At 67.1% G+C, this 23,459-nt stretch carries 24 protein-coding genes; 10 read left to right on the top strand and 14 right to left on the bottom strand.

Annotated elements, in window-relative coordinates:
• Window positions 1–108: 108 nt before the first annotated feature.
• Together P1K32_RS06890 and P1K32_RS06885 are read right to left on the bottom strand one after the other, a co-directional pair.
• Entirely contained in the window at window positions 109–1,161 is a 1,053-nt protein-coding gene (locus P1K32_RS06890; protein WP_276251935.1) for an aldo/keto reductase, read from the bottom strand.
• Between the two features lie 70 nt (window positions 1,162–1,231).
• The gene (locus P1K32_RS06885) at window positions 1,232–2,242 is read right to left on the bottom strand and encodes a CPBP family intramembrane glutamic endopeptidase (protein WP_276251934.1); all 1,011 of its coding nucleotides are present in this window, start codon (window positions 2,240–2,242) and stop codon (window positions 1,232–1,234) included.
• Window positions 2,243–2,392: 150 nt separating this feature from the next.
• On the opposite strand from P1K32_RS06885, the gene P1K32_RS06880 reads away from it, so the two are divergent.
• From P1K32_RS06880 to P1K32_RS06855, 6 genes are all read left to right on the top strand, one after another.
• Window positions 2,393–3,295, top strand: coding sequence for an acyltransferase (locus P1K32_RS06880; RefSeq protein WP_276251933.1), 903 nt, complete (start codon window positions 2,393–2,395; stop codon window positions 3,293–3,295).
• Window positions 3,296–3,376: 81 nt separating this feature from the next.
• Entirely contained in the window at window positions 3,377–3,625 is a 249-nt protein-coding gene (locus tag P1K32_RS06875; protein ID WP_276251932.1) for a DUF7577 domain-containing protein, read from the top strand.
• A 30-nt stretch (window positions 3,626–3,655) separates the two neighbouring features.
• Window positions 3,656–4,363 (top strand): Nmad3 family putative nucleotide modification protein, encoded by a 708-nt coding sequence (locus P1K32_RS06870; protein WP_276251931.1) that lies wholly within the window; start codon window positions 3,656–3,658, stop codon window positions 4,361–4,363.
• Window positions 4,364–4,439: 76 nt separating this feature from the next.
• Entirely contained in the window at window positions 4,440–5,126 is a 687-nt protein-coding gene (locus P1K32_RS06865) for an RAD55 family ATPase (protein WP_276251930.1), read from the top strand.
• 67 nt (window positions 5,127–5,193) lie between these two features.
• On the top strand, window positions 5,194–5,604 hold the full coding sequence (locus P1K32_RS06860) for a DUF8057 family protein (protein WP_276251929.1): 411 nt from the start codon (window positions 5,194–5,196) through the stop codon (window positions 5,602–5,604).
• Window positions 5,605–5,797: 193 nt separating this feature from the next.
• Window positions 5,798–6,034 carry a ribbon-helix-helix domain-containing protein gene (locus tag P1K32_RS06855; protein WP_220588101.1) on the top strand — a complete coding sequence of 79 codons (237 nt, stop codon included), beginning with the start codon at window positions 5,798–5,800 and terminating at the stop codon, window positions 6,032–6,034.
• 56 nt (window positions 6,035–6,090) lie between these two features.
• Here the strand turns inward: P1K32_RS06855 and P1K32_RS06850 are convergent, their stop codons facing one another.
• On the bottom strand, window positions 6,091–6,378 hold the full coding sequence (locus P1K32_RS06850) for a DUF5789 family protein (protein WP_276251928.1): 288 nt from the start codon (window positions 6,376–6,378) through the stop codon (window positions 6,091–6,093).
• Window positions 6,379–6,510: 132 nt separating this feature from the next.
• Between P1K32_RS06850 and P1K32_RS06845 the strand changes: the two genes are divergently transcribed.
• From P1K32_RS06845 to P1K32_RS06835, 3 genes are all read left to right on the top strand, one after another.
• A complete protein-coding gene (locus P1K32_RS06845; RefSeq protein ID WP_276251927.1) occupies window positions 6,511–7,284 on the top strand; it encodes a PHP domain-containing protein in 774 nt (257 codons plus the stop codon).
• Window positions 7,285–7,367: 83 nt separating this feature from the next.
• Window positions 7,368–7,532 (top strand): DUF6757 family protein, encoded by a 165-nt coding sequence (locus P1K32_RS06840; protein ID WP_220588098.1) that lies wholly within the window; start codon window positions 7,368–7,370, stop codon window positions 7,530–7,532.
• 113 nt (window positions 7,533–7,645) lie between these two features.
• Window positions 7,646–8,125, top strand: coding sequence for an HPP family protein (locus P1K32_RS06835; RefSeq protein ID WP_276251926.1), 480 nt, complete (start codon window positions 7,646–7,648; stop codon window positions 8,123–8,125).
• Here the strand turns inward: P1K32_RS06835 and P1K32_RS06830 are convergent.
• The 11 genes from P1K32_RS06830 to P1K32_RS06780 form a co-directional block, all read right to left on the bottom strand.
• The gene (locus P1K32_RS06830) at window positions 8,122–8,835 is read right to left on the bottom strand and encodes a type 1 glutamine amidotransferase (protein ID WP_276251925.1); all 714 of its coding nucleotides are present in this window, start codon (window positions 8,833–8,835) and stop codon (window positions 8,122–8,124) included. The two genes, P1K32_RS06835 and P1K32_RS06830, sit on opposite strands and share 4 nt — an antisense overlap.
• A gap of 79 nt (window positions 8,836–8,914) precedes the next feature.
• Window positions 8,915–9,691, bottom strand: coding sequence for an alpha/beta fold hydrolase (locus P1K32_RS06825; protein WP_276251924.1), 777 nt, complete (start codon window positions 9,689–9,691; stop codon window positions 8,915–8,917).
• A gap of 114 nt (window positions 9,692–9,805) precedes the next feature.
• A complete protein-coding gene (gene alaS / locus P1K32_RS06820; RefSeq protein WP_276251923.1) occupies window positions 9,806–12,589 on the bottom strand; it encodes an alanine--tRNA ligase in 2,784 nt (927 codons plus the stop codon).
• Between the two features lie 112 nt (window positions 12,590–12,701).
• Window positions 12,702–13,319, bottom strand: a complete 618-nt coding sequence (locus P1K32_RS06815) for an archaellin/type IV pilin N-terminal domain-containing protein (protein WP_276251922.1) — start codon at window positions 13,317–13,319, stop codon at window positions 12,702–12,704.
• A 91-nt stretch (window positions 13,320–13,410) separates the two neighbouring features.
• Window positions 13,411–14,388 carry a replication factor C small subunit gene (locus tag P1K32_RS06810; RefSeq protein WP_276251921.1) on the bottom strand — a complete coding sequence of 326 codons (978 nt, stop codon included), beginning with the start codon at window positions 14,386–14,388 and terminating at the stop codon, window positions 13,411–13,413.
• A gap of 79 nt (window positions 14,389–14,467) precedes the next feature.
• Window positions 14,468–16,174 (bottom strand): 2-oxo acid dehydrogenase subunit E2, encoded by a 1,707-nt coding sequence (locus P1K32_RS06805; RefSeq protein ID WP_276251920.1) that lies wholly within the window; start codon window positions 16,172–16,174, stop codon window positions 14,468–14,470.
• A gap of 2 nt (window positions 16,175–16,176) precedes the next feature.
• On the bottom strand, window positions 16,177–17,166 hold the full coding sequence (locus tag P1K32_RS06800; RefSeq protein ID WP_419181065.1) for an alpha-ketoacid dehydrogenase subunit beta: 990 nt from the start codon (window positions 17,164–17,166) through the stop codon (window positions 16,177–16,179).
• Entirely contained in the window at window positions 17,157–18,263 is a 1,107-nt protein-coding gene (gene pdhA, locus P1K32_RS06795) for a pyruvate dehydrogenase (acetyl-transferring) E1 component subunit alpha (protein WP_276252176.1), read from the bottom strand. The genes P1K32_RS06800 and pdhA overlap by 10 nt, the downstream gene beginning before the upstream one ends.
• A gap of 91 nt (window positions 18,264–18,354) precedes the next feature.
• The gene (gene lipA / locus P1K32_RS06790) at window positions 18,355–19,284 is read right to left on the bottom strand and encodes a lipoyl synthase (RefSeq protein WP_276251918.1); all 930 of its coding nucleotides are present in this window, start codon (window positions 19,282–19,284) and stop codon (window positions 18,355–18,357) included.
• Window positions 19,285–19,323: 39 nt separating this feature from the next.
• Window positions 19,324–20,478 carry a hypothetical protein gene (locus tag P1K32_RS06785; protein WP_276251917.1) on the bottom strand — a complete coding sequence of 385 codons (1,155 nt, stop codon included), beginning with the start codon at window positions 20,476–20,478 and terminating at the stop codon, window positions 19,324–19,326.
• A gap of 192 nt (window positions 20,479–20,670) precedes the next feature.
• Window positions 20,671–20,814, bottom strand: a complete 144-nt coding sequence (locus P1K32_RS06780; RefSeq protein WP_276251916.1) for a hypothetical protein — start codon at window positions 20,812–20,814, stop codon at window positions 20,671–20,673.
• A gap of 168 nt (window positions 20,815–20,982) precedes the next feature.
• Between P1K32_RS06780 and P1K32_RS06775 the strand changes: the two genes are divergently transcribed.
• Entirely contained in the window at window positions 20,983–23,352 is a 2,370-nt protein-coding gene (locus P1K32_RS06775) for a DEAD/DEAH box helicase (RefSeq protein ID WP_276252175.1), read from the top strand.
• The last annotated feature ends 107 nt before the right edge of the window (window positions 23,353–23,459 follow it).

Here is a 23,459-nt window from a genome sequence, read left to right as displayed (position 1 = left end):
GAAAACCACACGACGGCGAACTGACTCGACCGTGTCCCGAGGGGTGGATTGTCGACTGCAGATTCGGTGCGTTCCTCGCGCGGTAAGTCGGCGATGAAACGTCCGCGGCTAGTCCCCGGCAGACTTCATCCCGGTGCCGTCTAAATCTTCGCCGCCGACCGAGGAACGCAGGGCGTCCATCCCGTCGTCGCGGTCGATACCGAAGTTGTCCGCGTACAGCTCCTGGACGCGGTCGTACTCCTCGTCCGACAGCGGTGGGGTGTCGGGCGCGCCGGCCCACTCGTCGATGTCGCCGTTCGTGCGGAAGGTGGGGGTGACCGACGCCACTTCGTCGTGAGCGAGCAGCCACTGGATGGCGGCCTGGCCCATGGTGCGCTCGCCGTCACGCTCCAAAAAGCGCAGCGTCTCCACCTTCTCCCAGCCGGTCTCGTACCACTCGGTGGGTCGGTGGCCGCGGTGGTCGCCTTCTTCGAGTTCGGTGTCGGGGGTGACCTGCTCGTTCAACAGCCCCGAGGAGTGGGGGACCCGAGCGAGTACCGACGTGTCCGCCTCGTGCTCGCGGATGGTGTCGATGAAATGCTGGCCGGGCGTCTGCTCGAAGAGGTTGAAGACGGTCTGGAGTGCGTCGAACTCCTCGGCGACAGCCGCGTCGCCGTCGGCCAGCCAGCCGATAGAGGGACCAAGCGCCCAGCCGATGGCCTCGACTTTCCCCTCCTCGCGGAGTTCGTCGAGCGTCTCCAGGACGTCCGGCGTGACCTCGTCGACGTTGGCGTTGTGGAGCATCAGGAGTTCCACGTGGTCCATGTCGAGCCGGTCGAGCGAGCGGTCGAGGGCGGTGCGAATCCACTCGGGCGTGACTTTCTTCGGGAGCTCGCCGTGGCCCGCCTGCGGATTGTTGTAGAAGTCGTAGCCGACCTTGGTGGAGACGGTGACTTCGTCCCGGACCTCGGCGAGGGCCTCGCCAACGAGCTTCTCGCTGTCGCCGTGGCCGTAGACGTCGCCGGTGTCGAAGAACGTGACGTCCTGGTCGACGGCGTGTTGCACCATTTCGATAGCTTGCTCGTGCGTTCGGTCGCCCCACCAGTCCGTCCCGACGACCCAGGCACCGAAGCCGACTTCCGAGACTTCGATTCCCGTCGACCCGAGCGTATCGTACTTCATAGGGGCGTGTTAGGGCGGTCCACACTTATCGGTCGTGGTTTGTCTGTCGAAAACAGCCGCGCCGGTGTCGCTACTTACCGCCCCGCGTCGGAATCCGGAGGTCGGGGATGGCGATACTGCCCAGAATCTCGACGCGGCCGTACTCCCGGCGGACCCACCAGTAGAGCGCCCCCGACCCCAGCGCCAGTAGCGGGAGCGCGACGAGCCCGCCTTCGGGGCCGAAGGAACCGCCCGTCACCAGTTCGGGCCCCGTCGATTCGGTGCCGACCAGGGCGACGCCGGTTTCGAGGCCGCTGACCGGGAAGTTCCACAGCGAGAGCGCGTAGTTCCAGGCGACGTGGAAGCCACAGGCAATACCCAGCCGGCCGGTGAGAACGTAACAGGCCCCGAGCAGGACGCCGTAAAGCGTGATGTTCGTCACCGACAGCAGTGTGGCGCTGGGGTTGGTCCAGTGGAGGAGGCCAAAGAGCGCGCCGGTCAGGACGGTGGCGGCCGCCGTTGAGGCCGCCTTGCCGACGGCGCCGGCGGCGCCCTCCGCGAGGTTCGTCAGGAGGTACCCCCGGACGAGAATCTCCTCGGCGGTGGCCTGGACGATGAAAAAGGGGACCAGCAGCGCCAGCCCGAGGGCGGCGCTGGTGGAGCCGAGGCCGAAGGTCCCGCCCGTTGTCGTCGGCAGGACGGCGGTGACAGCGGTCCAGCCGACGGCGAGCTGGACCGCCAGCACGAGCGTCGGGAGGGCGACGCCGAGCGCGATACCGAAGCCGGCGTCGCGCCACCACTGGCCGTCAAGCCCCAGCCCGAAGTCGGCGAGCGTGCGCCGGTCCAGCAGATAGCCGACGCCGAGCCCGGCCGCGCCCATCGCGAGAAAGCCCCAGCCGAGTTCGGCCAGCGCGTACACCGCCCCGACCAGTCCGGTCTCCCCGGTCGGCGCGGGGACGACGGCAAAGAGAAGCGTGAACAGGACGGCCACGAAGCCGGCAAGTAGTATCCAGAGGCCGATTCGCCACGGCGCCCGGAGCCGCTTCTCGGCGGGGTTGACGAAGTAGCCCCGCACCTCCATGATAAAATCCGACCTGGCCATGCCGGTGGAGAGGGCCGGGGGCGGTTTATAAGATATGCTCCGACGACGCGCGGCCACTGGCCCGCCGACAGCGGGGTGGTGACACTGGTGTAACTCACTGGTGGCGACGTAACGGAAACCACTATCTGCCCTCGCGGCCAGGCTTGTGACATGACGAAGCGCCACGTGTCGCTGCCGCCGCTGGCCGAGGAGGGACTCCGCGCCTTTATCGACGAGGTCGACGAGCGACTCTCGGGCGAGGAGGACACCTGTGACGTGGTCACCGACGTGCTCATCGACCTCCACGGCGACCGCGAGGCCTACGAGCGCTGGCAATCCGGCGAGGACATCTCGCCTGCAGAACGCGTCCGCCTCCAGGGGTATGACCCCTGCAACACGACCCTGGAAAGCGAGTACTACGCCGAGAAAGACGAGGCCAAGTTCAAACGCTCGAAACACCTCCAGTGGCTCTGGCGGCAGTTCGACGCGACGCCGATGGCCGACAACGTCGAGTTCGCCCTTCGATTCCGGCGGATGCTCGCCGACCATCTCTTCGAGTCCTGCGGTGAGAACTGCCGATTTTTCAAGAACATCTCCTTTACGTACGGTCACAACATCGAGATCGGCGACAACGTCGTCGTCCACGACGACGTCCACCTCGACGACCGCGGGAAGCTCACCATCGGGGACCGCGTCTCTATCTCTGACGATACGCACATCTACAGCCACGACCACGACGGCGTCGACCAGACCCACGTCGACAACTACCACACCATCGTCGAGGACGACGTGCGCCTGACCTACGACTCGATGGTCCGTGCGGGTGTCCGGGTAGGGGAAAACGCCATCCTCGCGGCCAAATCCATCGCCGGGAAGGACATCCCGGCCCACCACATCGCGGCCGGGACACCTGCCAGGTCCATCGCCGTCAAGGACGGCTGGGAGTCGGTCGCCGACCCGCTGGAGGACGCCAACGTCGACCGCCGCGCCGAGCGCGAGCTCGACGTCGAGATTCCCGACGATATCACGGTCTTCGACGAGTTCCAGCGGGACCTCTCGCCGCCGGACCGCTGAGGACGGGAAACCTCCCGCCCAAGTATCACATCTGAAAACTGGTGGGGAACACCAAAGTAGTAATTTCGCCCAGTATCACTCATGCAACCCTGGGTGTGGCTCACGGCGTACGTCCTCGGGTTCGGGCTGTTGCAGGTGCTGCTCTACCGGCATTTCAGCGCGCAGACGACATCTCCACAGCCCACGGACGGGCGCGCCACGCGGGCCGACGGCGGCCGGCGGGTCACCAGCGATACGGCCGAGACCATCGCTTGCGAGCACTGCGGCGCTGTCAACGAGTCCCACCGGATGATTCGGTACTGTGGGAGCTGTGCCGAGTCCCTCCGGTAGGCCTTTTTCCGGTGGCGTCGACTGGCGACTATGCGGGCTATCGCCATCAATGTCGGTGCCAACACCAACGAGCCCGGCTTTCGCGGCCCACTCTTCCCTGACGGTTCCTTCGAGTACATCCCGATTCCCGAGGCGAAACCGACCGCCGACCCGGTGCCGACCTACGCCGACCTCGAGCTGGATACCGACGTGAGCGGCGTCGCCGACCGCCCCGTCCATTTCGACCCCGAGTTCCCCGAGGTCGGCGGGGAGCGCTACACCTACGGCGACGAACACGGCGTCAAGGCCGGCCCGCTCTCGGAACTGTCGGCCGGCGACTACCTCGTCTTCTACGCGACGCTGTCGACGACCGGCGAGCCACCTGACTGGGCATCGCCCCAGTGGGGTGCCCACGTCATCGGCCACTTCCGGCTGGCCCGGGACCCGGTCACGGGCGAGGCGTATCGCGACCTCCCGGCCGCCGAGCGGGCCGTCTTCGACTCGAACGCCCACGTCAAGCGGGCCGACTTCGACGCCCGCATCCTCCTGCTGGGCGACCCAGACGGCTCGCGACTATACGAGACGGTCGTCCCGCTGTCGGCGCCCTCCGGGGGGACCGACGCCAACTGGCTCGTGACCGAGCGATCCTCGGACTCCGGAAAGGGGCCCTGGTGGCGCCGGCCGATGCGGTTCGACGCCGACGCCACGGCGGAACTGCTCGCCTTCGCCGACGACCACCCCGGCGCCGTCTTCGACTGACGCGCCGGCCGGGAGAGTTATCACCAGTGAAAACGTGACACCAACACATATGTCCAGAGGAGTAGATGCTGAGACTATGCGACTCTCCACGGGGGTCCCCGGGTTCGACACACTCGTCGAGGGGGGCTTGCTGCCCGACCGACTGTACGTCGTCAGCGGCCCGCCAGGCAGCGGGAAGACCACCTTCTGCTCGCAGTTCATGACACAGGGCGCCAAGGAAGGCGAGACCTGTCTCTACGTCACGATGCACGAGACCAAAGAGGAACTGATGCAGGACATGGCCGGCTACGAGTTCGGGTTCGACCGGGCGATGCAGTCCGACGCCGTCCAGTTTCTCAACCTCGTCACCGAGAGCGGCAAGCGCACCATCACCCAGTTCGGGACCGAGGGCGGCCTGACGAACCGGCTGGTGGCCTACATCGAACAGAACGACATCCAGCGGGTGGTCATCGACTCGACCATGCTGTTGCAACACTTCATGAACGACATCGACAGCGAGATAACGGGCTTTCTCTCGGCGCTGAAACAGACCGACGCGACCACCCTGCTCATCTCGGAGATGACCGACCCCTCCTCTTACAGCGACGAGCACTATCTGGCCCACGGCGTCATCTTCTTCCACAACTTCCTCGAGGGCGGCAGCATGACCCGCGGCGTACAGGTTATCAAGATGCGTGGCACGGCCATCGACTGTGACATCCGCAAGATATCCTTCTCCGACCGCGGCCTGCAGGTCCACGCCGACGAGAAAATAGACTCATGATAGTGATAGTCCCAGATTGTTTCCGGACAGGGTCAGCGCGTCCCGGTAATTCACTGCAAGGATCACTATGAGCCGCTACGAGGCGGAGTTCGACACCGAGTGGGAGACACTGGGGAAAGACGAGGCGACGACCCGGGCCTACGCCATCGGCGTCGCAGAGCGGCTGGGCGAACTCAATCGCGAGGAGCTCGAAGCCATCTACGCCGAGATGGACTCGGCGTACCACCGCAGTATGGTCGAACTCGCCTACGAGGAGGGTCGCAACGAGGCGAAAGCCGCCGCCGACCCCGACAGCGACGACGCCGACGCCGTCTGGGCCGAACTGGTACAGGGCGAGGTGACGACGGTCGACCCCGACGATATCCCCGAGCCCAAGCGCGACAGCCTTCCCGAGGCGCTCGACTCGGGCGAGTTACTCGACAAGCAGGAGGTCGACAGCACCGAGACGGTCGACCGCCCCGACTTTCTGGATAGATAGCGAGATATCGACTCAGTCGATATCTCGGATACCGACGCGGGGGACGAAGTGACCCGCGGAGGACTAGCGAGACGCTGAACGTAGTGAAGCGTCTCGAAGCGAACCGGCGAACGAAGTGAACCGCAGAGCCGCGCGGTGCGCCAGGCCGCCCTCGGCAACAGGGTTATATACTCGACAGGATAAGCCGGCTCACATGAGCCGAATCAAACTGTCGCTGCCGGACCAGGTCGACTCCGACATCCAGCGTCTCGTCGACCAGGGGGAGTTCCTGAACCGCGACCAGGCCGTCGAGGACCTGCTGAAACGCGGTATCTCGGCGTACAACGTCACCACAGAGGAGTCCGAGGAGCCGGTCGACGACGAGATGTTCGGCCAGACCGCGGCCGAGCAGCAGGACCCCGCCCAGATGGACGACGACTACGGGTTCTAGGCGCCGCTGGTCGGGTATCGCTTCGGAAAAAACGTTGAGCTGGGGCCGCTGCCGCTCTAAAACGAGACTTCTTCCGGGCCGTCCTCGCCCATGCAGACCGGGTCCCGGTCCGAGTAGCCCTTCCGACCGATGGCCTTGCCCGAGACGCCGGCGAGCGCCGTCAGGCGGGCATCTTCGGCCGACTCGAACGTCTCCGGGGCCGACCGGGAGAGCACGTCGGCCAGTTTCTCAGTGCCGTTTGGGAGTTCGAGGGTCAGGTCGCCCTCGGCCTCGATGAGTTCCTCGGTGGTGATCGGGTACTGCTGTGCGTTGAACGCCTCCTCCGCGTCTGTCCACATCGTCATACCACAGGGAAGCGACTCATGGGACATAAACCTCATGGTTTATAATGATAATATTCCTTAATTGCATTAATTGGGTCAGTGTGACACGGACCGGAGAGCAACTGGCTTGCCGCTGGACGCCGATGTCGGGATATGGTCGTCGCGGACCTCCACGTACACACGACGCGCTCGGACGGCGCGCTCACGCTCTCGACGCTCCCGGACGCGGCCGCCGACGCCGGGGTCGAGATAGTCGCCGTCACGGACCACGACCGAGTCCAGCCCGCCCTCGAGGGCCCGGTGACGACCCGCGACGGTCTCACCATCGTCCACGGCATCGAGCTCCGCGTCGACGCCGGCGAGCAGCGACTCGACCTGCTGGGCTACGGCGTCGAGCCCACTGACTCGCTCGTCGAAGAGTGCGAGCGCATCCAGCACAACCGTCGGGAGCGCGGTCGGGCTATCATCGACTGCGTCGAGGCCCGCCTGGACGTCTCGCTGCCGGTCGAACCCCGTGCGGGGCTGGGCCGGCCCCACATCGCCCGGGCCATCGCCGAGGCGACCGACTACAGCTACCAGGGGGCGTTCGACGACCTCGTCGGTGTCGACTGCCCCTGCTATGTCCCCCGCGAGGTCCCCGACTTCGACCGGGGCCGCGAGCTGCTTTCCGACGCCTGCGGACTGGTCGGGCTGGCCCACCCCTTCCGGTACCGCGACACCGTGGCCGCGCTTGCCCGCTGTGAGGACCTGGACGCCGTCGAGCGGTGGTATCCCTACGGCCGTTCCGTCGACACCGAACGGCTCGACGACGCCATCGAGCGGTACGACCTGGTCCCGACGGGCGGGAGTGACGCCCACGACGAGCGACTCGGTGTTGCGGGTCTCGACGGCGATGCCTGGGCGCGGGTCCGGGACGCCATCAGCTGATACGGGTATCGCCACCGCCCTCCGTCTGACGGCCGGCAGACGGAATCCGAGGGTTCAATGCCCCACGGGTCAATGGTTCGTGTATGCAGTGTCACTACTGCGACCGCGACGCGGACATCGCCGTCGACAGCGACGGGGTCAAGGTCGGCGTCTGCAAGACGCACTTCCGCGAGCAGATGGCCGAACTCGAAAACGCCGACTGGCTCGAGGACCTCGACGAGGAGCTCGACATCGACCGGCGAGAGTAACGTCCGGTCGTCCGCTCGTAACGTCAGTCCGGCCAATCTGTCGATTCTGTACTGCCCGAACTGACTTCCGTCGAACGCTACATCTTTCCCTTCCCAGGGGGACCTTCGCCACAGTGTCCGACGGTTCCTGGGTCCGACGGGCGAGCCACGCCGGCGCTCTGCTGGCGGCGCTGGGCGCGGTCGTCTGGCTCAGCGGGCTGCCCTTTCTCTTCCCGAGTCTCGGCCCCACGGCGTACCTCTTTGCCACCCAGCCGTCGGCCCGGCAGTCGGCGCCCCGGCGGGTGCTGGGCGGGCACGCTGTCGGCGTCGTCGCCGGACTCGTGGCGTATCACGCCATCGCCAGCGGTGTCGTCATCACCGCGTCGGTGGGCGCCGCCTCGATGGCCGGTCTCAGACTCGCGGCCAGCGGCGTCGCCGCCGTCGCGCTCACCACGGCCGGGATGGCCCTCACCGACACCGGCCACGCCCCGGCCTGTGCGACGACGCTCATCGTCGGGCTGGGTATCATCGCCGCGCCGCTGGAGGGCGCGATTATTATGCTGGCGGTGGGCGTGCTGGTCGGAGAACAGGCGCTGTTGAACCGTCTTGCCTAGTCGTCGCTCGCGACTTGCTCGCTCTCGGCGGCGGCGACGCGCTGCCGGCGGACGTAGTCGGTGAAGTTGTCGAACAGCTGCTTGGCCTCACAGGCGGCCTGGTAGTTCTCCTCGGTGATGCCGTCGAGGACGCGCTCGATACGCTCGTCGGGAAGGTCCTTGCCCGAGGCCACGTCCTCGGCGGTCGCAGGGTCGTACTCGGGGTGGAATTGCACCGCGAAGACGTCCCCCTTGCGGAAGCCGTGGACGCCATAGTCGTTCTCGGCGAACTGCCTCGCGCCCGGCGGCAGCTCCGCGACGTGGTCCGAGTGGGTCGTGAAGACGGTGAACTCCTCGCCGACGCCGGAAAGCAGCGGGTTCGCCCCGTCGTGTTCGACGGTTCGGTAGCCGATCTCGTAGTCGTCCATCGGCGCGACGGTACCGCCCAGCGTATGCGCAAGCAGCTGGTGGCCGAAACACACTCCAAGGAAGGGCACGCCTTCGTCGATGGCGTCGTCGACCCACGACTCGAGGTCGGCGATCCACGGCTCGTCCCAGTAGACAGAGGCCCGCGAGCCGGTGACGAGACAGGCGTCGAACGCGAAGTGGTCGGGCAGTTCACGTTCGGTCACGTCGTACTCCACGAGGTCGGCATCGAGTTCCCGCCGGAAGTTCCGGCGGTTGTCCTCGCCGTCGTGGGCCGCGTTCAGCAGGGCGATACGCAGACTCATTGGGTGTATCCAGCGGTTCGAGCACTAAAAGGCCACGTTTCGACGGGCATATCTGCCACGGTCGGTGACGCCTGCCGCGTCACCGCTCGCTCTCGGTGTGTTCGTCGAGAAACGCGACCAACCGGTCGGTCACCGCTCGCGAGTGCTCGACGAAGGAGAGGTGGCGTCCCTCGACGGCCGTGGCCTCGCCGCGAGGAAGGTCCGCCCCGAGCCGCTCGGCCGCGTCACCGGGGACGACGGTGTCGTCGACACCGTAGTACACCTCGGCGGGCTCGGTCACCTCGTACAGCGGCGGCGCCGAAAAGTCGGTCATCGCCGTCGCCTGGGCGGCGAAAGCGTCCCCGGTCGCGTCCTCGGTCTGTCGCCAGTCGGTGATGCGGTCGACGACCGCCGTCGCGTTCTCGCGGAACTGCGGGGAGAACGCGCCGTCGAGCGACTGCTCGGGGCCGTTGCCCAGCGCGAGCGAGTCGAGCGCGTCGGCGTCGACGTCGCTCCCGCTTGCCGTCGTGTTGTACAGTGTCAGCGTTCGCGCTCTGGCGTACTCGTGGGCGTACTGCAGGGCGACCATCCCGCCCAGCCCCGCGCCGACGAGGTGGCCGCTCCGGACCCCGTGGTCGGCCAGGACGGCTTCGAGGTCCGCCGCCAGCGTCCCCACGTCGTAGGGGCCCGCCGGCGCGTCGGACTCGCCGGTCCCGCGGAGGTCCCACACGAGCGCCTCGTAGGGGCCCGCGACGGCGTCGTGGTGCCAGCCCCACAGCCACGCGCCGTAAGAGACGTCGCCCACGAAGACCACGGTGGGGCCGTCGCCAGTCGTCTCGTAGTGCAGCGAGACGCCGTCGTTGGTTGCTGTCGGCATCTGGCAGCGAGTTGGCCCGGCGACCGGGTGGGTGTTTCGGTTCGACGATACTCCAGCTGGCGTCCGCCGCTGCTCGACACGTGCCCCACGGCAGAAAACGCGAAAACCGGCGTGCTACACGTTCGCGACGGACTGGAGAATCGCCTCGGCGTCGTCGAGCGCGTCGTCGAGTTTCTCGCCGTCCGGACCGCCGCCCTGGGCGAAGTCCGCGGGGCCGCCACCGCCGCCGCCGACGCGACCGGCGAGTTCGCCGACGACCTCGCCGGCGTCGACCTCGACGCCGTCGGGCACGGCGACGACGAACTGGGCGCCCGAGGCACCGGAGCCGAGGACGGCTATCTGGCCCTGCTCGACGACGGCGTTGGCCTGGGCGCGGAGTTCGTCCATGTCGGCGTCGATGCGCTGGACGACTGCGGTGGTCCCGGCCACGTCGACCTCTTCGGTGTCCGCGCCGCCGGCCGCGCGGGCCTGTGCGAGCTGTTCTTTCAGCTCCTCTATCTCCTTGCCGCGGGCCTTCCACTCGTCGAAGAAGCGGGCCGCGGTGTCGGGGACGTCGTCGGGGGCCACGTCGAGCACGTCGGCGGCCTCGTAGAGGGCGTCCTCGGTTCGGTGGGTGGCCTCGATGGCCGCGTCGCCGGCCGCGAACGTGAGCCGGATGACGCCGTCCTGGACCCGTTCCGTGTTCAGCAGCTTGATGGTCCCGATGTCGCCGGTGCGGGCGACGTGGGTGCCACCGCAGGCCTGGATGTCGTCGGCCACCTGGATGAGTCGAATCTGCTCGCCCGCGGGGATACCGCCCTGGTAGAGGTCGAAGCCGTGTTTGGCCTCGGCCTCGTTGCGGTCGGGCCACTGCTGGGTCACCGGGACGTTGTCCTGGACGATGTCGTTGGCCGCGGACTCGATTTCCTTGACCTGCTCGCGGGAGACGGAGTCGTAGTGGGAGACGTCGATGCGCGAGGAGTCGACGCCCTTCTGGGCGCCGGCCTGGCGGATGTGCTCGCCCAGCACCTGCCGGGCGGCGTGGACGACGATGTGGGTCGCCGTGTGGTGTTGCATCAGCCGTTTGCGCCGGGTGGCTTCGACCTGCCCGCGGACGAACTCTCCCTTGCCGGGGTCGTCGTCGACGGTGTGGAGGATGACGCCGTCGTACCGCTGGACGTCCTCGACTTCGACGGTGACGTCGTCGGTCGACAGGTGGCCGTGGTCCGGCGGCTGGCCACCGCCCTCGGGGTAGAACATCGTCTGGTCTAACACCACGTCGAAGCCGTCGTCGTCCCGGTCGAAGACTTCCAGGACGACGGCCTCGAACTCCATTCGCTGCTGGTCCTCGTAGTAGAGCCGGTCGGTGTCGGGCAGTTCGGCGAGCCGGTCGGCGTACGGGGTCCCGGACTCCTCGTGGTCGCCAGTCTCCCCGCCGTGTCGGTCCGCGACGACGGCGTAGAAGTCGTCGGGGACGTCGACGTCGACCCCGCGCTCTGCGGCTATCTCCTCGACCATGTCCGGCTGGATGCCGTGGGAGTCGTACAGCTCGACGAGTTCGGCAGTCGGGATTGGCTCGCCTTTCTCGGCGTAGTCGTCGGCGAGCTGGCGCACGCGGCGCCCCCCGCGGTCGAGGGTCTCGCGGTACTTCTCGACCTCGGTCCGGACGATGTCCCGAATCGTGTCGCGGTTCTCGTAGCCCAGCCGGTCGGCCTGCATATCGACGAGTTCGTCGAGTGGGGCGTCGACGCCGACGCTGTCGACCAGGCGCTTGGTTCGTCGGAGGACCATCCGCGCGAGATAGCCCGTCCCGACGTTCGACGGGACGATGCCGTCGCCGAGCATATAGGCGAGGGTGCGGGAGTGGTCGGCGATGGCGTATATCTCCTCCAGCGGGGCGACGAGGTCGCGCAGCTCGGAGACGTCGACGCCGACCTGTTCGGCGATTGTGTCGCGCTCCGCTTCGATGTCCTCGGCCTCGTCGATGTCCATCCGGCCCGCGAGCTTCGCGGCGTTGTGGACGATGGCGGCCTCCTCGTCGGTGAGTTCGATGCCGGCGTTGTCCTTGAGGAAGGCTATCATCTCGGGGTAGACGGCCTCGTACACCGTCGGGGTGCCCTGGGAGACCCAGGTCCACCGCTCCAGCCCGTAGCCGGTGTCGACGACGTAGGTGTCCATCTCCGAGTAGCGGTTCCCGTCTTTCATCTCGTACTCGCCGTCGGGGTCCTGCTCTAAGGACATGAACACGAGCGTCGCCAGCTCGGCGCCCTGGTAGATGACCTCGAAGGCGGGGCCGGCGTTGCCGCCGCCGACCCACGGGTCCTCGATGAGGGTGAGCTCGTCGACGTCCGCGCCCAGTTCCTCGAACAGCTCGACGCAGTACCGGACCGTGTCCTCTTTCCAGTACACCTCGCCCTCGTAGGCGTACTCTCCGGGATCTTCGATGTCCTCCTTGGCGTTGAACGCGTGGTGGGCCATCATCTCGAAGGCCATCGTGTGCCGGCCGGTCTTGCCGACGTTGTCGATGTCCTGCATCCGGATGCAGGGCTGGGAGATACAGAGGGGGTTGGCCGGCGGTGGCGTCGTCCCGCTGGTCACCAGTGGCTGGAAGTCGTAGATAGACGCCTGGGTCAGCAGGACGTCGTCGCGCCAGCGGTTGGCCGCGACCGGGTACGGGTCGATGCGCTCGTGGTCTCGCTTCTCGAAGAAGGAGAGGAACGCCTCGCGCATCTCGCCGAGGGCGTACTCCTCGTCGAATCCGGGCGTGTCGATGAAGCCGTACTCGGCACACGGGGGCTCGCCACAGGTGTCGCGGTCGGCCCGCGACCAGAACATATCGCCACACTCGGCACACTCCTGCCGGTGGAATCCCGCCTCCTCGAAGTAGTCGAGTTGGTAGGCCTCGTCGAGGTCGCTCATTGGGGTAGTGTTGGCCCAGCAGCGGGTAAAACTGTTCCGAAGGGGTCAGCACGTGACCGACCCCGCCCTACTTCACTCCTTGCGGTCCGAGGATCCGCCTCGAAAGATGCTACTATAGCTGCACCGCGGACGTACCGGATATGGTTTTCGGGACGATAATCTCCTCCGTGATTTGCGAGCCAGACGCCGTCGTGATGCGCACGGTCGCGCTCTCTCCTTCCGCTATCTCGTTGCCAAATGGGGTGCCACTGCTCAGGTCTTCCTCGCCGAGGTCCAATTGTATTTTCAGGCGGTCCTCTTGGTCGTTCAACACCGGCGAGGAGCCGTCCGTGTCCTGTACGGTCTCGATGCTAAATCGGCCATCGGGGTTCCCTTCGGAGCCGTTCTCGGCGAGCTGGTAGAACGAGCCGGAGGGCCCGACCCACTGTACTGTCGTCGTTTCGAGGTCGACGTTGCTCGCGCCGGGGCCTTTCTTGACAGTGAGGTTCACGACGCCCACGCTGTCGTTCTCGAGGAACCCTCCGGTCGCGCTGACTACTTGCAGGCGATTCGACGTGCTGTCGGCCGCACCTTCGCCGGTCGCTTCGGAAGAACTCTGCAGGAACCCGGCCGTGTTGATGAGGACGCCCGCGGCGATCGCCGCCACCAGCACCATCGCGATGAACACGATGAGCGTGCCGATACCGACCTGCCCGCGGTCGTCGGCTGCTTGGTTATTCAAGCCATACATTTCAGTTATTGATAGCTTGGTGACTACACCTGTATAAAACTGCGTGAGCAATTATCGGCGGTGAAAACGACTCTCAGCGGACTCCTGTTGCCTATTCCGGGTTCGCCAGCGAGGCCAACATCGCTTCCAGCTGGACCCGTTCGTTCGCCCCTTGCGTGATTCGATAATCGGTCTCGCCGACGCGTTCGAGGATGCGAACCGCCGCGCGGTCCTCGACCTCGAACTCCCAGATGGAGCGGTGCAACTGGTCGATGATGTCGCCGCCGGCGATGCCCTCCTCGGTCAGCAGGCGGTCGAGGGTCGCCCGCGCCGCGGTGAAGTCCCCGGAAAGCGCCGACTGGACCATCCCGTGTATCTCCTCGGGCCGCGCGGTGGAGGTGATGGCGTACACCGCCGACTCGTCGACCACGTCGCCGCTGACCGAGGCGGCCTGCAGCCCGTTGATGGCCTTGCGCATGTCCCCGCCGGCGGCGTAGACTAACGCCGCCAGCCCGTCGTCGGTCAGTTCGATTGCCTCTTCGCTCGCGATGTGGCGAATCTCTTCTTCGACCGCATCGTCCGACAGCGGCGAGAAGCGGAAGACGGCACACCGAGACTGGATGGGGTCGATGATCTGGCTGGAGTAGTTACACGAGAGGATAAAACGGACGTTGTTCGAGAACTGCTCCATCGTCCGGCGCAGCGCCGACTGGGCATCACTCGTGAGGGCGTCTGCCTCGTCGAGGAAGATGATGCGGTAGTTGTAGCCGCCGAAGCTAGTCCGTGCGAAGTTCTTGATTCGGTCCCGGACCACGTCGATACCCCGCTCGTCTGAGGCGTTCAGCTCCAGGAAGTTATCGCGCCAGTCCTCACCGTACAGTTCGCGGGCGATAGCGGTCGCACAGGTGGTTTTCCCGGTGCCGGCTGGCCCGGAAAAGAGCATGTGGCTCAGGTCGTCCCGCGAGACGTAGCTCTGCAGGCGCCCGACGATGTCCTCGTGACCCATCACGTCGTCGAGCGACTGCGGACGGTACTTCTCTATCCACACTTCCTCCCGTCCCGCCCGCGACTCGGCGTCGGCCTCACTCATGTGTCAGGGGTGGCGTGGGCCCGGCATAAACGAACCGTTCGCTCGCCAGCCAGAGCTGGCTGCCGACCCGAGGGCGTCGCTACGCCAGCAGCCGCGTCGGGTCCGCGAGATACTCTTTCAGTGTCCCGACGAAGCGTGCGGCGTCGGCACCGTCGATGACCCGGTGGTCGATGGCCAGCGACAGCGTCAGCGTCGGCTTTGCGACGACCTCCCCACCTTCCACGACGGGGCGCTCTTTCAGCGCGCCGACGCCCAGGATGGCCGTTTCGGGGACGTTGATGACGGGGTCGGCGTACTCCCCGCCGATAGCGCCGAAGTTCGTGACGGTGAAGACACCGCCCTGCATCTCCTCGCGGTCGATGTCGCGGCTGCGCGCGCGCGAGACCAGATCGTTAACCTCCCCTGTGAGTTCCAGCAGCCCCTTCTCGTCGACGTTCTCCACGACCGGAACCACGAGCCCGTGGTCGGTTGCCGTCGCCACCCCGATATCGCGGTCGCTCCGGTAGACGATTTCCTCGGCCTCGGTGTCCAGTTGCGTCGCGAGAATCGGGTGTTCCTCCAGCGCGGCGGCGACGCATTGCAGCACCAGCGGCGTGTAGGTGAGGTGGACGCCCCGCTCTTCCGCGAGGGGTTGCAGTCGCTCGCGTGCCTCGACGAGACCGGGGACGGCCACTCTGTCGTGGTGGGTCGCGTGGGGGACCTCGCGCCGGGAGCGAGCCATCTGCTCGCCGATGGTCCGGCGGACGCCGCGATAGGGCTCCCGACGGTCCCCGTCGCTCGCCGCGACCGGCGTCGGCTCCACATCGGCCTCGTCTGCCGTTGCCCGGAGTTCCGAGACCACGCGCTCGGCTACCTCGCGGACGTCCTCGTCGGTGATTTTGTCGCTCCCCGACTCGCGCTCTGCGATTGCCCGTACGGCCGCCGCGTCGACGTAGGGCTCGCCGTCCCGGGTCTCGTCGGTCGGCACCGCGTCGATGTCGACACCCAGTTCGCGGGCGAGCCGACGGGTGGCCGGCGTCGCCAGCGTGTTGTCTCGGGGTTCGGCCATCGTGGTCAGGCCCCCCTCGCTGTCGACAGCGTCGCCCGTCCCCTCGCCGCGCCCCCGAACGTCGACGACGACGGTCGGGCCGTCCTCGCTCTGGTCGTCGACCTTCGAGATGACGGAGGTCGGGCCGTCCTCGCTCTCGTCGTCGCTCACTTTCGATACCACGGAGGTCGGGCCACTGTCGTCGTCCGCGTCATCGTCGCCCACCTTCGAAACAACTGATTTCGGTCCCGAACCGTCGTCGTTCTCGCCGTCATCGACCCGCGAAACGACCGACGTGGGGCCGTCGTCGTCGGCCGCCCCGCTGGCGGCCGCGTCCACGTCGGCCTCGGTGATGCGACCGCTCGGCCCCGACCCCTCGACGGCGGTGAGGTCGACGCCCTGCTCGCGGGCGAGTCGGCGGACGCTCGGTGGGGCGAAGACGCGACCCTCGGCGGTCGCATCACCGTCCTCGCCCGTCTCCGAGGGCTCGTCAGCTGACTCGGTTTCGTCGCTCTCTGCTTCGACGCCCTCCTCGATGGTAACCAGCACCTCGCCGGTGGCGACGATGTCGCCGACCTCGGCGTGCAGTTCGCGGACGACGCCGTCGACCGGCGACGGCACGTCGACGGCGGCCTTGTCGGTCTCTACTTCCGCCAGCACCTGGTCCTCGGCGACCGCGTCGCCGACCGCGACGTGCCAGGAAAGCACTTCGCCCTCCGCGACCCCTTCGCCCAGGTCGGGCAACTCGAACTCGAACATGGTCAGAACTCGACGGCCTGGGTGATACCGTCTTTGATGCGGGCAGTCTCCGGGAGGTAGTAGTCCTCTAGCGCGTACAGCGGGAACGGCACGTCGAAGCCCGTAACTCGCGTGATGGGGGCTTCCTGGTACAGCAGCGCCGCCTCCTGGATGGTGGCGATTATCTCGCCGGCCAGCCCGCCGGTCTTGGGCGCCTCGTGGACCACGGCGGCGCGGCCGGTCTTCTCGAAGGAGGCGACGATGGTGTCGGTGTCCATCGGCGCGAGCGTCCGCAGGTCGACGACCTCGACGTCGACACCCGTCTCGGCCAGCTCCGCGGCGGCGTCCATCGCCGGCCGGACCATCGCGCCCCAGGTGAACACCGACACGTCCGTCCCCTCGCGGCGGATTTCGGCCGTACCTAACTCGACAGTGTAGGGCTCCTCGGGGACGGCCTCGCGAAACGCCCGGTAGATGAGCTTCGGTTCGAGGAAGACGACGGGGTCGGGGTCACGGATGGCGGCGGCGAGCAACCCCTTCGCATCGCGCGGCGTCGACGGCACGACGACTTTCAGGCCGGGTTCGTGGGCGTAGAAGGCCTCCTTGGACTCCGAGTGGTGTTCGGGCGCGCGGATGCCGCCGCCGTAGGGCGCCCGAACCGTCATCGGGCAGGTGTAGCGGCCACGGCTCCGGGTGCGCAGCCGGGCGGCGTGGCTCACTAGCTGGTCGAAGCCGGGGTACATGAAGCCGGCAAACTGGAGTTCGGGGACCGGCCGCAGGCCGTAGGCCGCCATCCCGATGGCGGTGCCGACGATGCCCGACTCGGCAAGCGGCGTGTCGACGACGCGGTCGGCGCCGAACTCCTCGTACAGTCCCTGCGTGGCCCGGAAGACGCCGCCGTTCTTCCCCACGTCCTCACCCATGACGAGGACGTCCTCGTCCCGCTCCAGCTCGCCGTACAGGCCGTCCCGCACCGCCTGGACGAGCGTCAGGTTCTGGGTACTCACTGGAATAGCTCCTCGTCGCCGTGACGCGCTCGCAGGTCGCGCAGATACTGGAGTTGCTGTTCTAACCGCTGTGGCATCTCCGCGTAGACGTGGGCGAACAGTTCCTCGGGGCTGGGCCGCTCGGTCGACTCGGCCGTCTCGATGGCGTCGGCAACCTCGCCGGCCACGGACTCCTCGATGGCCGCGACGCGCTCGTCGCCCAGCACCCCCCGCTCGCGCAGGAACGTCTCCAGGCGCGGGATTGGGTCCTTGCGCTTCCAGCGCTCGACCTCCTCGTCCCCGCGGTAGACCGAGGGGTCGTCGGCGGTCGTGTGGGCGCCAAAGCGGTACTGCACCGCCTCGACGAGCGTCGGTCGCAGGTCGCCGTCAGGGGGGTCCCGCGCCTTCGCGACGGCCTCGCTCGTGACCTGGTACACCGCCAGCGGGTCCATCCCGTCGACCTGCACGCCGTCGAAGCCGTAGGCCGCGGCCTTCCCTGCGAGTGTTGCGCTCGCCGTCTGGCGCTCCCGGGGCAAGGAGATGGCCCACTGGTTGTTGTTACAGAAGAAGACCGCGGGCACGTCGAAGACGCCGGCGAAGTTCAGCCCCTCGTGGAAGTCCCCCTCGCTGGTCGCACCGTCGCCGAAGTAGGTGAGGACGACGGTGTCCTCGCCCCGGAGCTTGGCGGCCCAGGCCGCCCCCGTCGCGTGGGGTATCTGTGTGGCGATGGGCACCGCCATCGAGAACACGTTGAGCTCCTCGGGCGGGGCGTTGCCGGCCTCGTTGCCCATCCAGTACAGCAGGTCGTCGGCGAGTGACCAGCCCTGCACGGCGAGCGCGAGGTGTTCGCGATAGCTCGGGAACGTCCAGTCGCCCTCGGCGAGGGCCATCGCGCTGCCGACCTGGGACGCCTCCTGGCCGGCCATCGGCGGATAGGTCCCCATCCGACCCTGCCGCTGGAGACTGACGGCGCGCTGGTCGAAGTGCCGACCGAGCTTGAGATAGCGGTACATCTCGACGAGCGCATCGTCGGAGAGGTCGGGGACGGTCGCGCCGTCGACGACCTGCCCGTCTTCGTCGAGTATCTGTACCCGGTCGCCGGGCTCGCCCTGTAGGACGCTCAGTGGGACCACCCTGCGCGATACATACGCTAGACGTTGGCACGCAGCACGCTTAGGGTTTTCGCGGCGAGCCGTGCCGCTTCCTTCGTGGGAATCAGTCGCTCGCCTGCGCTCGCTGTTGGGCGTCTTCGAGCGACTCTCCGTCCCTGAGTACCGATTCGACGAAAAGTTCGCCGGCCCGGTACGAGGACCGGACCATCGGCCCCGAGGCACAGTACGCAAAGTCGAACTCGTCCTCGGCCACCCGCTGCCACGTGTCGAAGACGTCCGGGTGGACGTACTCAGAGACCTCGAGATGGGACCGCGAGGGCTGGAGATACTGCCCGAAGGTGACGATATCGGTGCCGACCTGCCGGAGGTCCGAGAGGGTCTGGTACACCTCGTGGGCGTACTCGCCGACGCCCAGCATGAGACTGGTCTTGGTGAAGATATCGCTCTCTCTGTTTGCTTGCCGGAGCACCGACAGCGACTGCTCGTAGCCCGCCCGGCGGTCCCGAACCGGCCACTGGAGTCGGTCGACGGTCTCGATGTTGTGGGCCAGCACGTCCGGCTCGGCGTCGATAATCTTCCGGACGAGGTCGGGCTCGCCCCGGAAATCGGGAATCAGACACTCGACGAGGATGTCGTCGTCGCGCCGCTTTATCTCGCGAATGGTCTCGGCGAAGTGGCCCGCGCCCTGGTCGGGGAGGTCGTCGCGGTCGACCGACGTGAGGACGACGTAATCGAGGCCGATGTCGGCGACGGCGTCGGCGACGTTTTCCGGCTCGTCTTGGTCCAGCGCCTCCATGCCGCCGGTCTCGACGTCACAGAAGTTACACCCTCGCGAGCAGCGGTCGCCCATCAGCATGAACGTCGCCGTCCCCGGGCCCGACTCGCCGCTCCAGCACTCGCCCATGTTCGGGCAGTTGGCCTCCTCACAGACCGTGTGGAGGTCCCGCTCGCGGAGGCTCCGCTTGATGTCGGTGAACCGCTCGCCCGACGGCGGCCGCATCTTGAGCCAGTCGGGCTTGCGCGAACGACTCATTGTCGGAGGTGAGGTCTGTCGGGACAAAAGCCGTTGGGTTCAGTCGCCACTCTCTAGCTGGTCGCCGACCTCCTCGAGGACCTCGCTGACCCCCGCGTATCTCTCGGTGAACGTATCGTCACCTGCCAGGCAGGCCTCGGCCATCGCAATCGGGCTGACACGCGCCGCACCGTCCGAGATGGGGAGTTCGAGTTGCAACCCGTCCGTCTCCGTGTGACGCCAGTTCCCGCCGTATTCGCGCCGCAGCACTTCCCCGAAGTAGGACCCGGCGTTGACCGTGTGGGCCGTCAGCAGTATAGAGACCTCGTCGTCGGTCGACCCGACCTCGGCGTCGGCAAAGGCCGGCCCGGAGAACTCCGCTGTGACGAGTTCGTCCAGCCGCTCGAGCGACTCGACAGAGTAGTCGAACTCGTAGGCCGGCCACGCCTCGACGAGGTCCTCGGCGTCGCCTCGAACGTCTGCGATTAGTTCCTCGGAGTCCCGCTCGCCGGCGGCCGCCGCTATCGCCTCGTCGTCGAAGTCGTCGGGGTCGATACCCTCGTCGACGTCCGCGACCGTGGCGCGCCCGCCGCTGGCGTCGAGGGGCGCTCCGTCGAGGCCGATATCCTCGACGAACGTGTCATGGAGCATGACGAAGGGCGGGTCGCCCTCGAGGGCCTGATGGGCGGTCTTGAAGACGTTGACTATCTGGCCGTTGCCGAACTGGAGCGCCCAGCCGAAGTCCTCGTCGAACGTCCACTCCGCGTCGTAGTTGCGCACCATCACCTCGCCGAAGTAGCAGGCCGGCTCGCTGGCCATGGGTGCCACCGCGCCCTCGTAGCCGTCACCGAGGTCGATAGAGAGGTAGTTCGCGCGGTCTTGCTGTGTCGCGAACAGCTCGTCGACCGCCGGTATCGACGACGGCGTGAAATCCAGCTCGTACTCGCTCCAGAACTCGGCGAACTCCTCGGCGTTCTCGCGAAGCTCCGGCCGGCTCGTGGCCGCCAGTGCACCAAAGGGGACGCGCTCGCCCCGCGTGGCGTTTTCCGGTATCCTGAACCCGTCGTCGTCGGTCGTCTCTGCTCCGCCGTTGGTTGTCCCTGCTCCGCGGTCGGTCGCATCTGTCCCGCTATCGTCGACCGCCGCCGCTCGGCCGTCGTCAGCCGACGCCTGCCCTCCGCCGAGCAGCTCTCGGAGTACGTCGAAAATTCCCATCTTATTTCCGGGAGGGGTGGGGAGTATTTAAAACCGGAGCTCGAACTGGCGACGATGGTCGGTCGAGTGGCGCTGGGCGTCGATGTCGACGGCCCACTGACCTTCACGCTCTCGCTGTTACTCCGGCTCGAGCAGGATATCACGGCGACCGTCAACCGGCGGTCGTAGCGTCCGGTGGCACTTCCGCGCCGTTCAGCCGTTCAGCGGGCTCGCGTTGTCGGACTTGCAGTTCGGACAGGTGAACGGTGGTGAGTCGTTCCTGTCCGTGTGGAAGGCGTTCCCGCACTCCTCGCATTCGCGGCTCACTTCGGAATCAGCTGTGTTCTGGTCTGACATGGCTCCACTCGCACCGTCGAGCCGGTCGGTGGTGGTCTCGCGGCCGGCGAGTGCAAGCCCAGCGGGCCGACACCCGGCGCCGACCACTTCCACTCCGCCATAGAAACGCCTTTGCCGTCGCGGTGCCGCCCATCTGACGTGCCACGCAGAGCCGACAGCGAGCCGACGGTGGCGGTCGAGGAGGTCCTGCCGGACTTTGTCGGCGCCTTCCCCTTCGAGCGGTTCAACGAGATGCAATCGGCGGCACTGCCCGCCCTGTTGAACCGCGAGGACAACGTCGTCGTCAGCGCGCCCACCGCCAGCGGGAAGACCGCCCTGGCGGAGCTGGCCATCTGCAAGACCCTCGCCGAGGGCGGGACGGCGCTCTTTCTCGCGCCGCTGCGCGCGCTCACCAACGAGAAAGAGAGCGAGTGGGAGCGCTTCGAGGAGCTTGGCTACTCCGTCTACGTCGTCACCGGCGAACGCGACCTCTCGCCACGCCGGGCCGAACGCGCCGACATCCTCGTGATGACCCCCGAGAAGGCCGATTCGGCCACCCGCAAACACGAGACCGCTCGCTACTCCTTTATCACCGACGTGGACTGCTGTGTCATCGACGAGGTCCACCTGCTGGATTCGGACCGACGCGGGGCAGTGCTCGAAGTCACCGTTTCCAGACTTCGCCGGCTCTGTGACCCCCGCGTCGTCGCCCTCTCGGCGACGATGCCGAACATCGACGACGTGGCCGACTGGCTCGATGCTCCCGACGAGACGACCTTCGCCTTCGGCGAGGACTACCGCCCGGTGCCGCTCAACGCCGACGTGAAGACCTACTCTCACGGCGAGAACGCCTTCGCGGACAAGTACCGGCGGCTCTACCGGGCGCTCGACCTCGCGGAGCCACACATCCGCGACGAGGGCCAGTCGCTGGTCTTCGTCTCCTCGCGGCAGGACACCGTCCAGGCCGCAAAGAAGGCCCGCGACGAACTCACCGAGCGGGACATCCCGATGGGCGCACGCGGGGACTACGACTTCCATAACGACGCTGCGGACCTGAGTAACGACACGCTCCGCCAGTCGGTGCTCGACGGTGTTGGCTTTCACCACGCGGGGCTCTCGCGGGAGGACAAGAACCGCGTCGAGGAGTGGTTCAAGCAGGGGAAGATTCAGCTGCTGTTCTCGACCTCGACGCTCGCGTGGGGCGTGAACCTCCCCGCCCGCTGTGTCGTCATCCGGGATACCAAGCTCCACGACCCCCTGGAGGGCGAGGTGGACATGAGCCCGCTGGACGTCCTCCAGATGCTCGGCCGGGCGGGCCGACCTGGCTACGACGACATGGGCTACGCCTGGGTCGTCTGTGACCGCTCGGACGCGGACAAGTACCGGCGCCTGCTGCGGGATGGCAAGGAGATAGAGTCGCGGCTGGCGGGCGAACTCGACGCCCACCTCAACGCCGAAATCGCGCTGGGGACGATCCGGGACATCGACGACGTGATGCGCTGGCTCGAGACGACGTTCTACTACGCCCGCGCCAAATCGGCCCCCGACGCCTACGACGCCGGCAGCGACCTCCGGGAACGGGTGTCCAACGAGCTCTCCAAGCTCGTCGCCGACGGCTTCGTCGAACGGGACGGCCTCCGTATCGAGGCCACCCGACTGGGTCAGCTCGCCTCGAAGTTCTACCTGCGACTCGACACCGCCCGCCGCTTTGCCGACCTGGCGGAGCGCTGCGAGGCGGCCGCAAGCGAGGACGACGCCGACCGAATCGACGCCGAGACCCTGCTCTCGACGGTGGCGGGCGCGACGGAGTTCGACAGCGTCAGCGCCCGGTCGGACGAGCAGGACGCTGTCAGCGCCGTGGTAGGTGGCGACGCCCCCGAGGAGCTCGACGCCGGCCAGCGGAAGGTGCTGGCGATACTGCGCTCGGGGATGACCGGCACCACGCCGACGGAACTCAAGAGCGACGCCTGGGTCATCCGTCAGAACGCCCTGCGCCTGCTGGCGGCGCTTCGGGACTTTCTCGACAACCTCGCGCCGGGTCGCTTCGCCAACCTGGCCTGCCGGGTCGAGGCCCGCGTCGAACACGGCATCAGTGACGACGCGGTCGGGCTGACGGCCATCGACGGCGTCGGCTCGGGACGGGCCGGCAAACTCGCCGCCGCGGGGCTGTCCAGCCCGGGCGACATCGTTCGGGCCGGCGTCTCCGGACTGGTCTCGGCCGGGCTCTCCGAGGGCGTCGCCGAGCAGGTCGTCTCGAACGCCCGCGACCTCCCCGTCGTCGTCGTCGACTGGGGCGATTTCCCCGACGCTATCGCCGCCGGCGACCACGATATGCGTGAAGTGACTGTCGCGAACAACGGCGGCGGCGCCCGCGCCGGCCTGCGCGTGACGGTCAACGGCCGCGAGATGACGGCCAAACCCGCCTATCTCGGCCAGACCAACCTTCCGGTCGCCGTCTTCGGCGCCGACGCCGACGAGCTGACCTTCACCGTCGAAGTGACGTTCCCGGACCAGCCCCTCGATCCGGTCACCTCCACTCGGACGGTCAGCGTCGAGTGAGCCGTTGTGGAGGATGTCTCGCCGGAAATTACCCCGGTTCTGGATAACGGGCTCAGAGAAACGAATAAAATTTATAACGCTATCTAACTCGGTCTAATCGAGTGTAA

The organism is Haloarcula rara (genome assembly GCF_029338235.1).
Classification (GTDB): domain Archaea; phylum Halobacteriota; class Halobacteria; order Halobacteriales; family Haloarculaceae; genus Haloarcula; species Haloarcula rara.
Note: the sequence above shows the minus strand (reverse complement) of the source record. Positions and strands in the feature narration are given on the sequence as shown.

Coding starts and splice junctions, on each gene's coding strand:
- P1K32_RS06855 (WP_220588101.1), top strand. CDS start 5,798: ATGAGCCGAATCAAACTGTCGCTGCCGGACCAGGTCGACTCCGACATC.
- P1K32_RS06785 (WP_276251917.1), bottom strand. CDS start 20,478: ATGGGAATTTTCGACGTACTCCGAGAGCTGCTCGGCGGAGGGCAGGCG.
- P1K32_RS06880 (WP_276251933.1), top strand. CDS start 2,393: ATGACGAAGCGCCACGTGTCGCTGCCGCCGCTGGCCGAGGAGGGACTC.
- lipA (WP_276251918.1), bottom strand. CDS start 19,284: ATGAGTCGTTCGCGCAAGCCCGACTGGCTCAAGATGCGGCCGCCGTCG.
- P1K32_RS06805 (WP_276251920.1), bottom strand. CDS start 16,174: ATGTTCGAGTTCGAGTTGCCCGACCTGGGCGAAGGGGTCGCGGAGGGC.
- P1K32_RS06860 (WP_276251929.1), top strand. CDS start 5,194: ATGAGCCGCTACGAGGCGGAGTTCGACACCGAGTGGGAGACACTGGGG.
- alaS (WP_276251923.1), bottom strand. CDS start 12,589: ATGAGCGACCTCGACGAGGCCTACCAACTCGACTACTTCGAGGAGGCG.
- P1K32_RS06885 (WP_276251934.1), bottom strand. CDS start 2,242: ATGGCCAGGTCGGATTTTATCATGGAGGTGCGGGGCTACTTCGTCAAC.
- P1K32_RS06810 (WP_276251921.1), bottom strand. CDS start 14,388: ATGAGTGAGGCCGACGCCGAGTCGCGGGCGGGACGGGAGGAAGTGTGG.
- P1K32_RS06840 (WP_220588098.1), top strand. CDS start 7,368: ATGCAGTGTCACTACTGCGACCGCGACGCGGACATCGCCGTCGACAGC.
- P1K32_RS06780 (WP_276251916.1), bottom strand. CDS start 20,814: ATGTCAGACCAGAACACAGCTGATTCCGAAGTGAGCCGCGAATGCGAG.
- P1K32_RS06875 (WP_276251932.1), top strand. CDS start 3,377: ATGCAACCCTGGGTGTGGCTCACGGCGTACGTCCTCGGGTTCGGGCTG.
- P1K32_RS06815 (WP_276251922.1), bottom strand. CDS start 13,319: ATGTATGGCTTGAATAACCAAGCAGCCGACGACCGCGGGCAGGTCGGT.
- P1K32_RS06845 (WP_276251927.1), top strand. CDS start 6,511: ATGGTCGTCGCGGACCTCCACGTACACACGACGCGCTCGGACGGCGCG.
- P1K32_RS06825 (WP_276251924.1), bottom strand. CDS start 9,691: ATGCCGACAGCAACCAACGACGGCGTCTCGCTGCACTACGAGACGACT.
- P1K32_RS06865 (WP_276251930.1), top strand. CDS start 4,440: ATGCGACTCTCCACGGGGGTCCCCGGGTTCGACACACTCGTCGAGGGG.
- P1K32_RS06890 (WP_276251935.1), bottom strand. CDS start 1,161: ATGAAGTACGATACGCTCGGGTCGACGGGAATCGAAGTCTCGGAAGTC.
- P1K32_RS06830 (WP_276251925.1), bottom strand. CDS start 8,835: ATGAGTCTGCGTATCGCCCTGCTGAACGCGGCCCACGACGGCGAGGAC.
- P1K32_RS06870 (WP_276251931.1), top strand. CDS start 3,656: ATGCGGGCTATCGCCATCAATGTCGGTGCCAACACCAACGAGCCCGGC.
- P1K32_RS06850 (WP_276251928.1), bottom strand. CDS start 6,378: ATGACGATGTGGACAGACGCGGAGGAGGCGTTCAACGCACAGCAGTAC.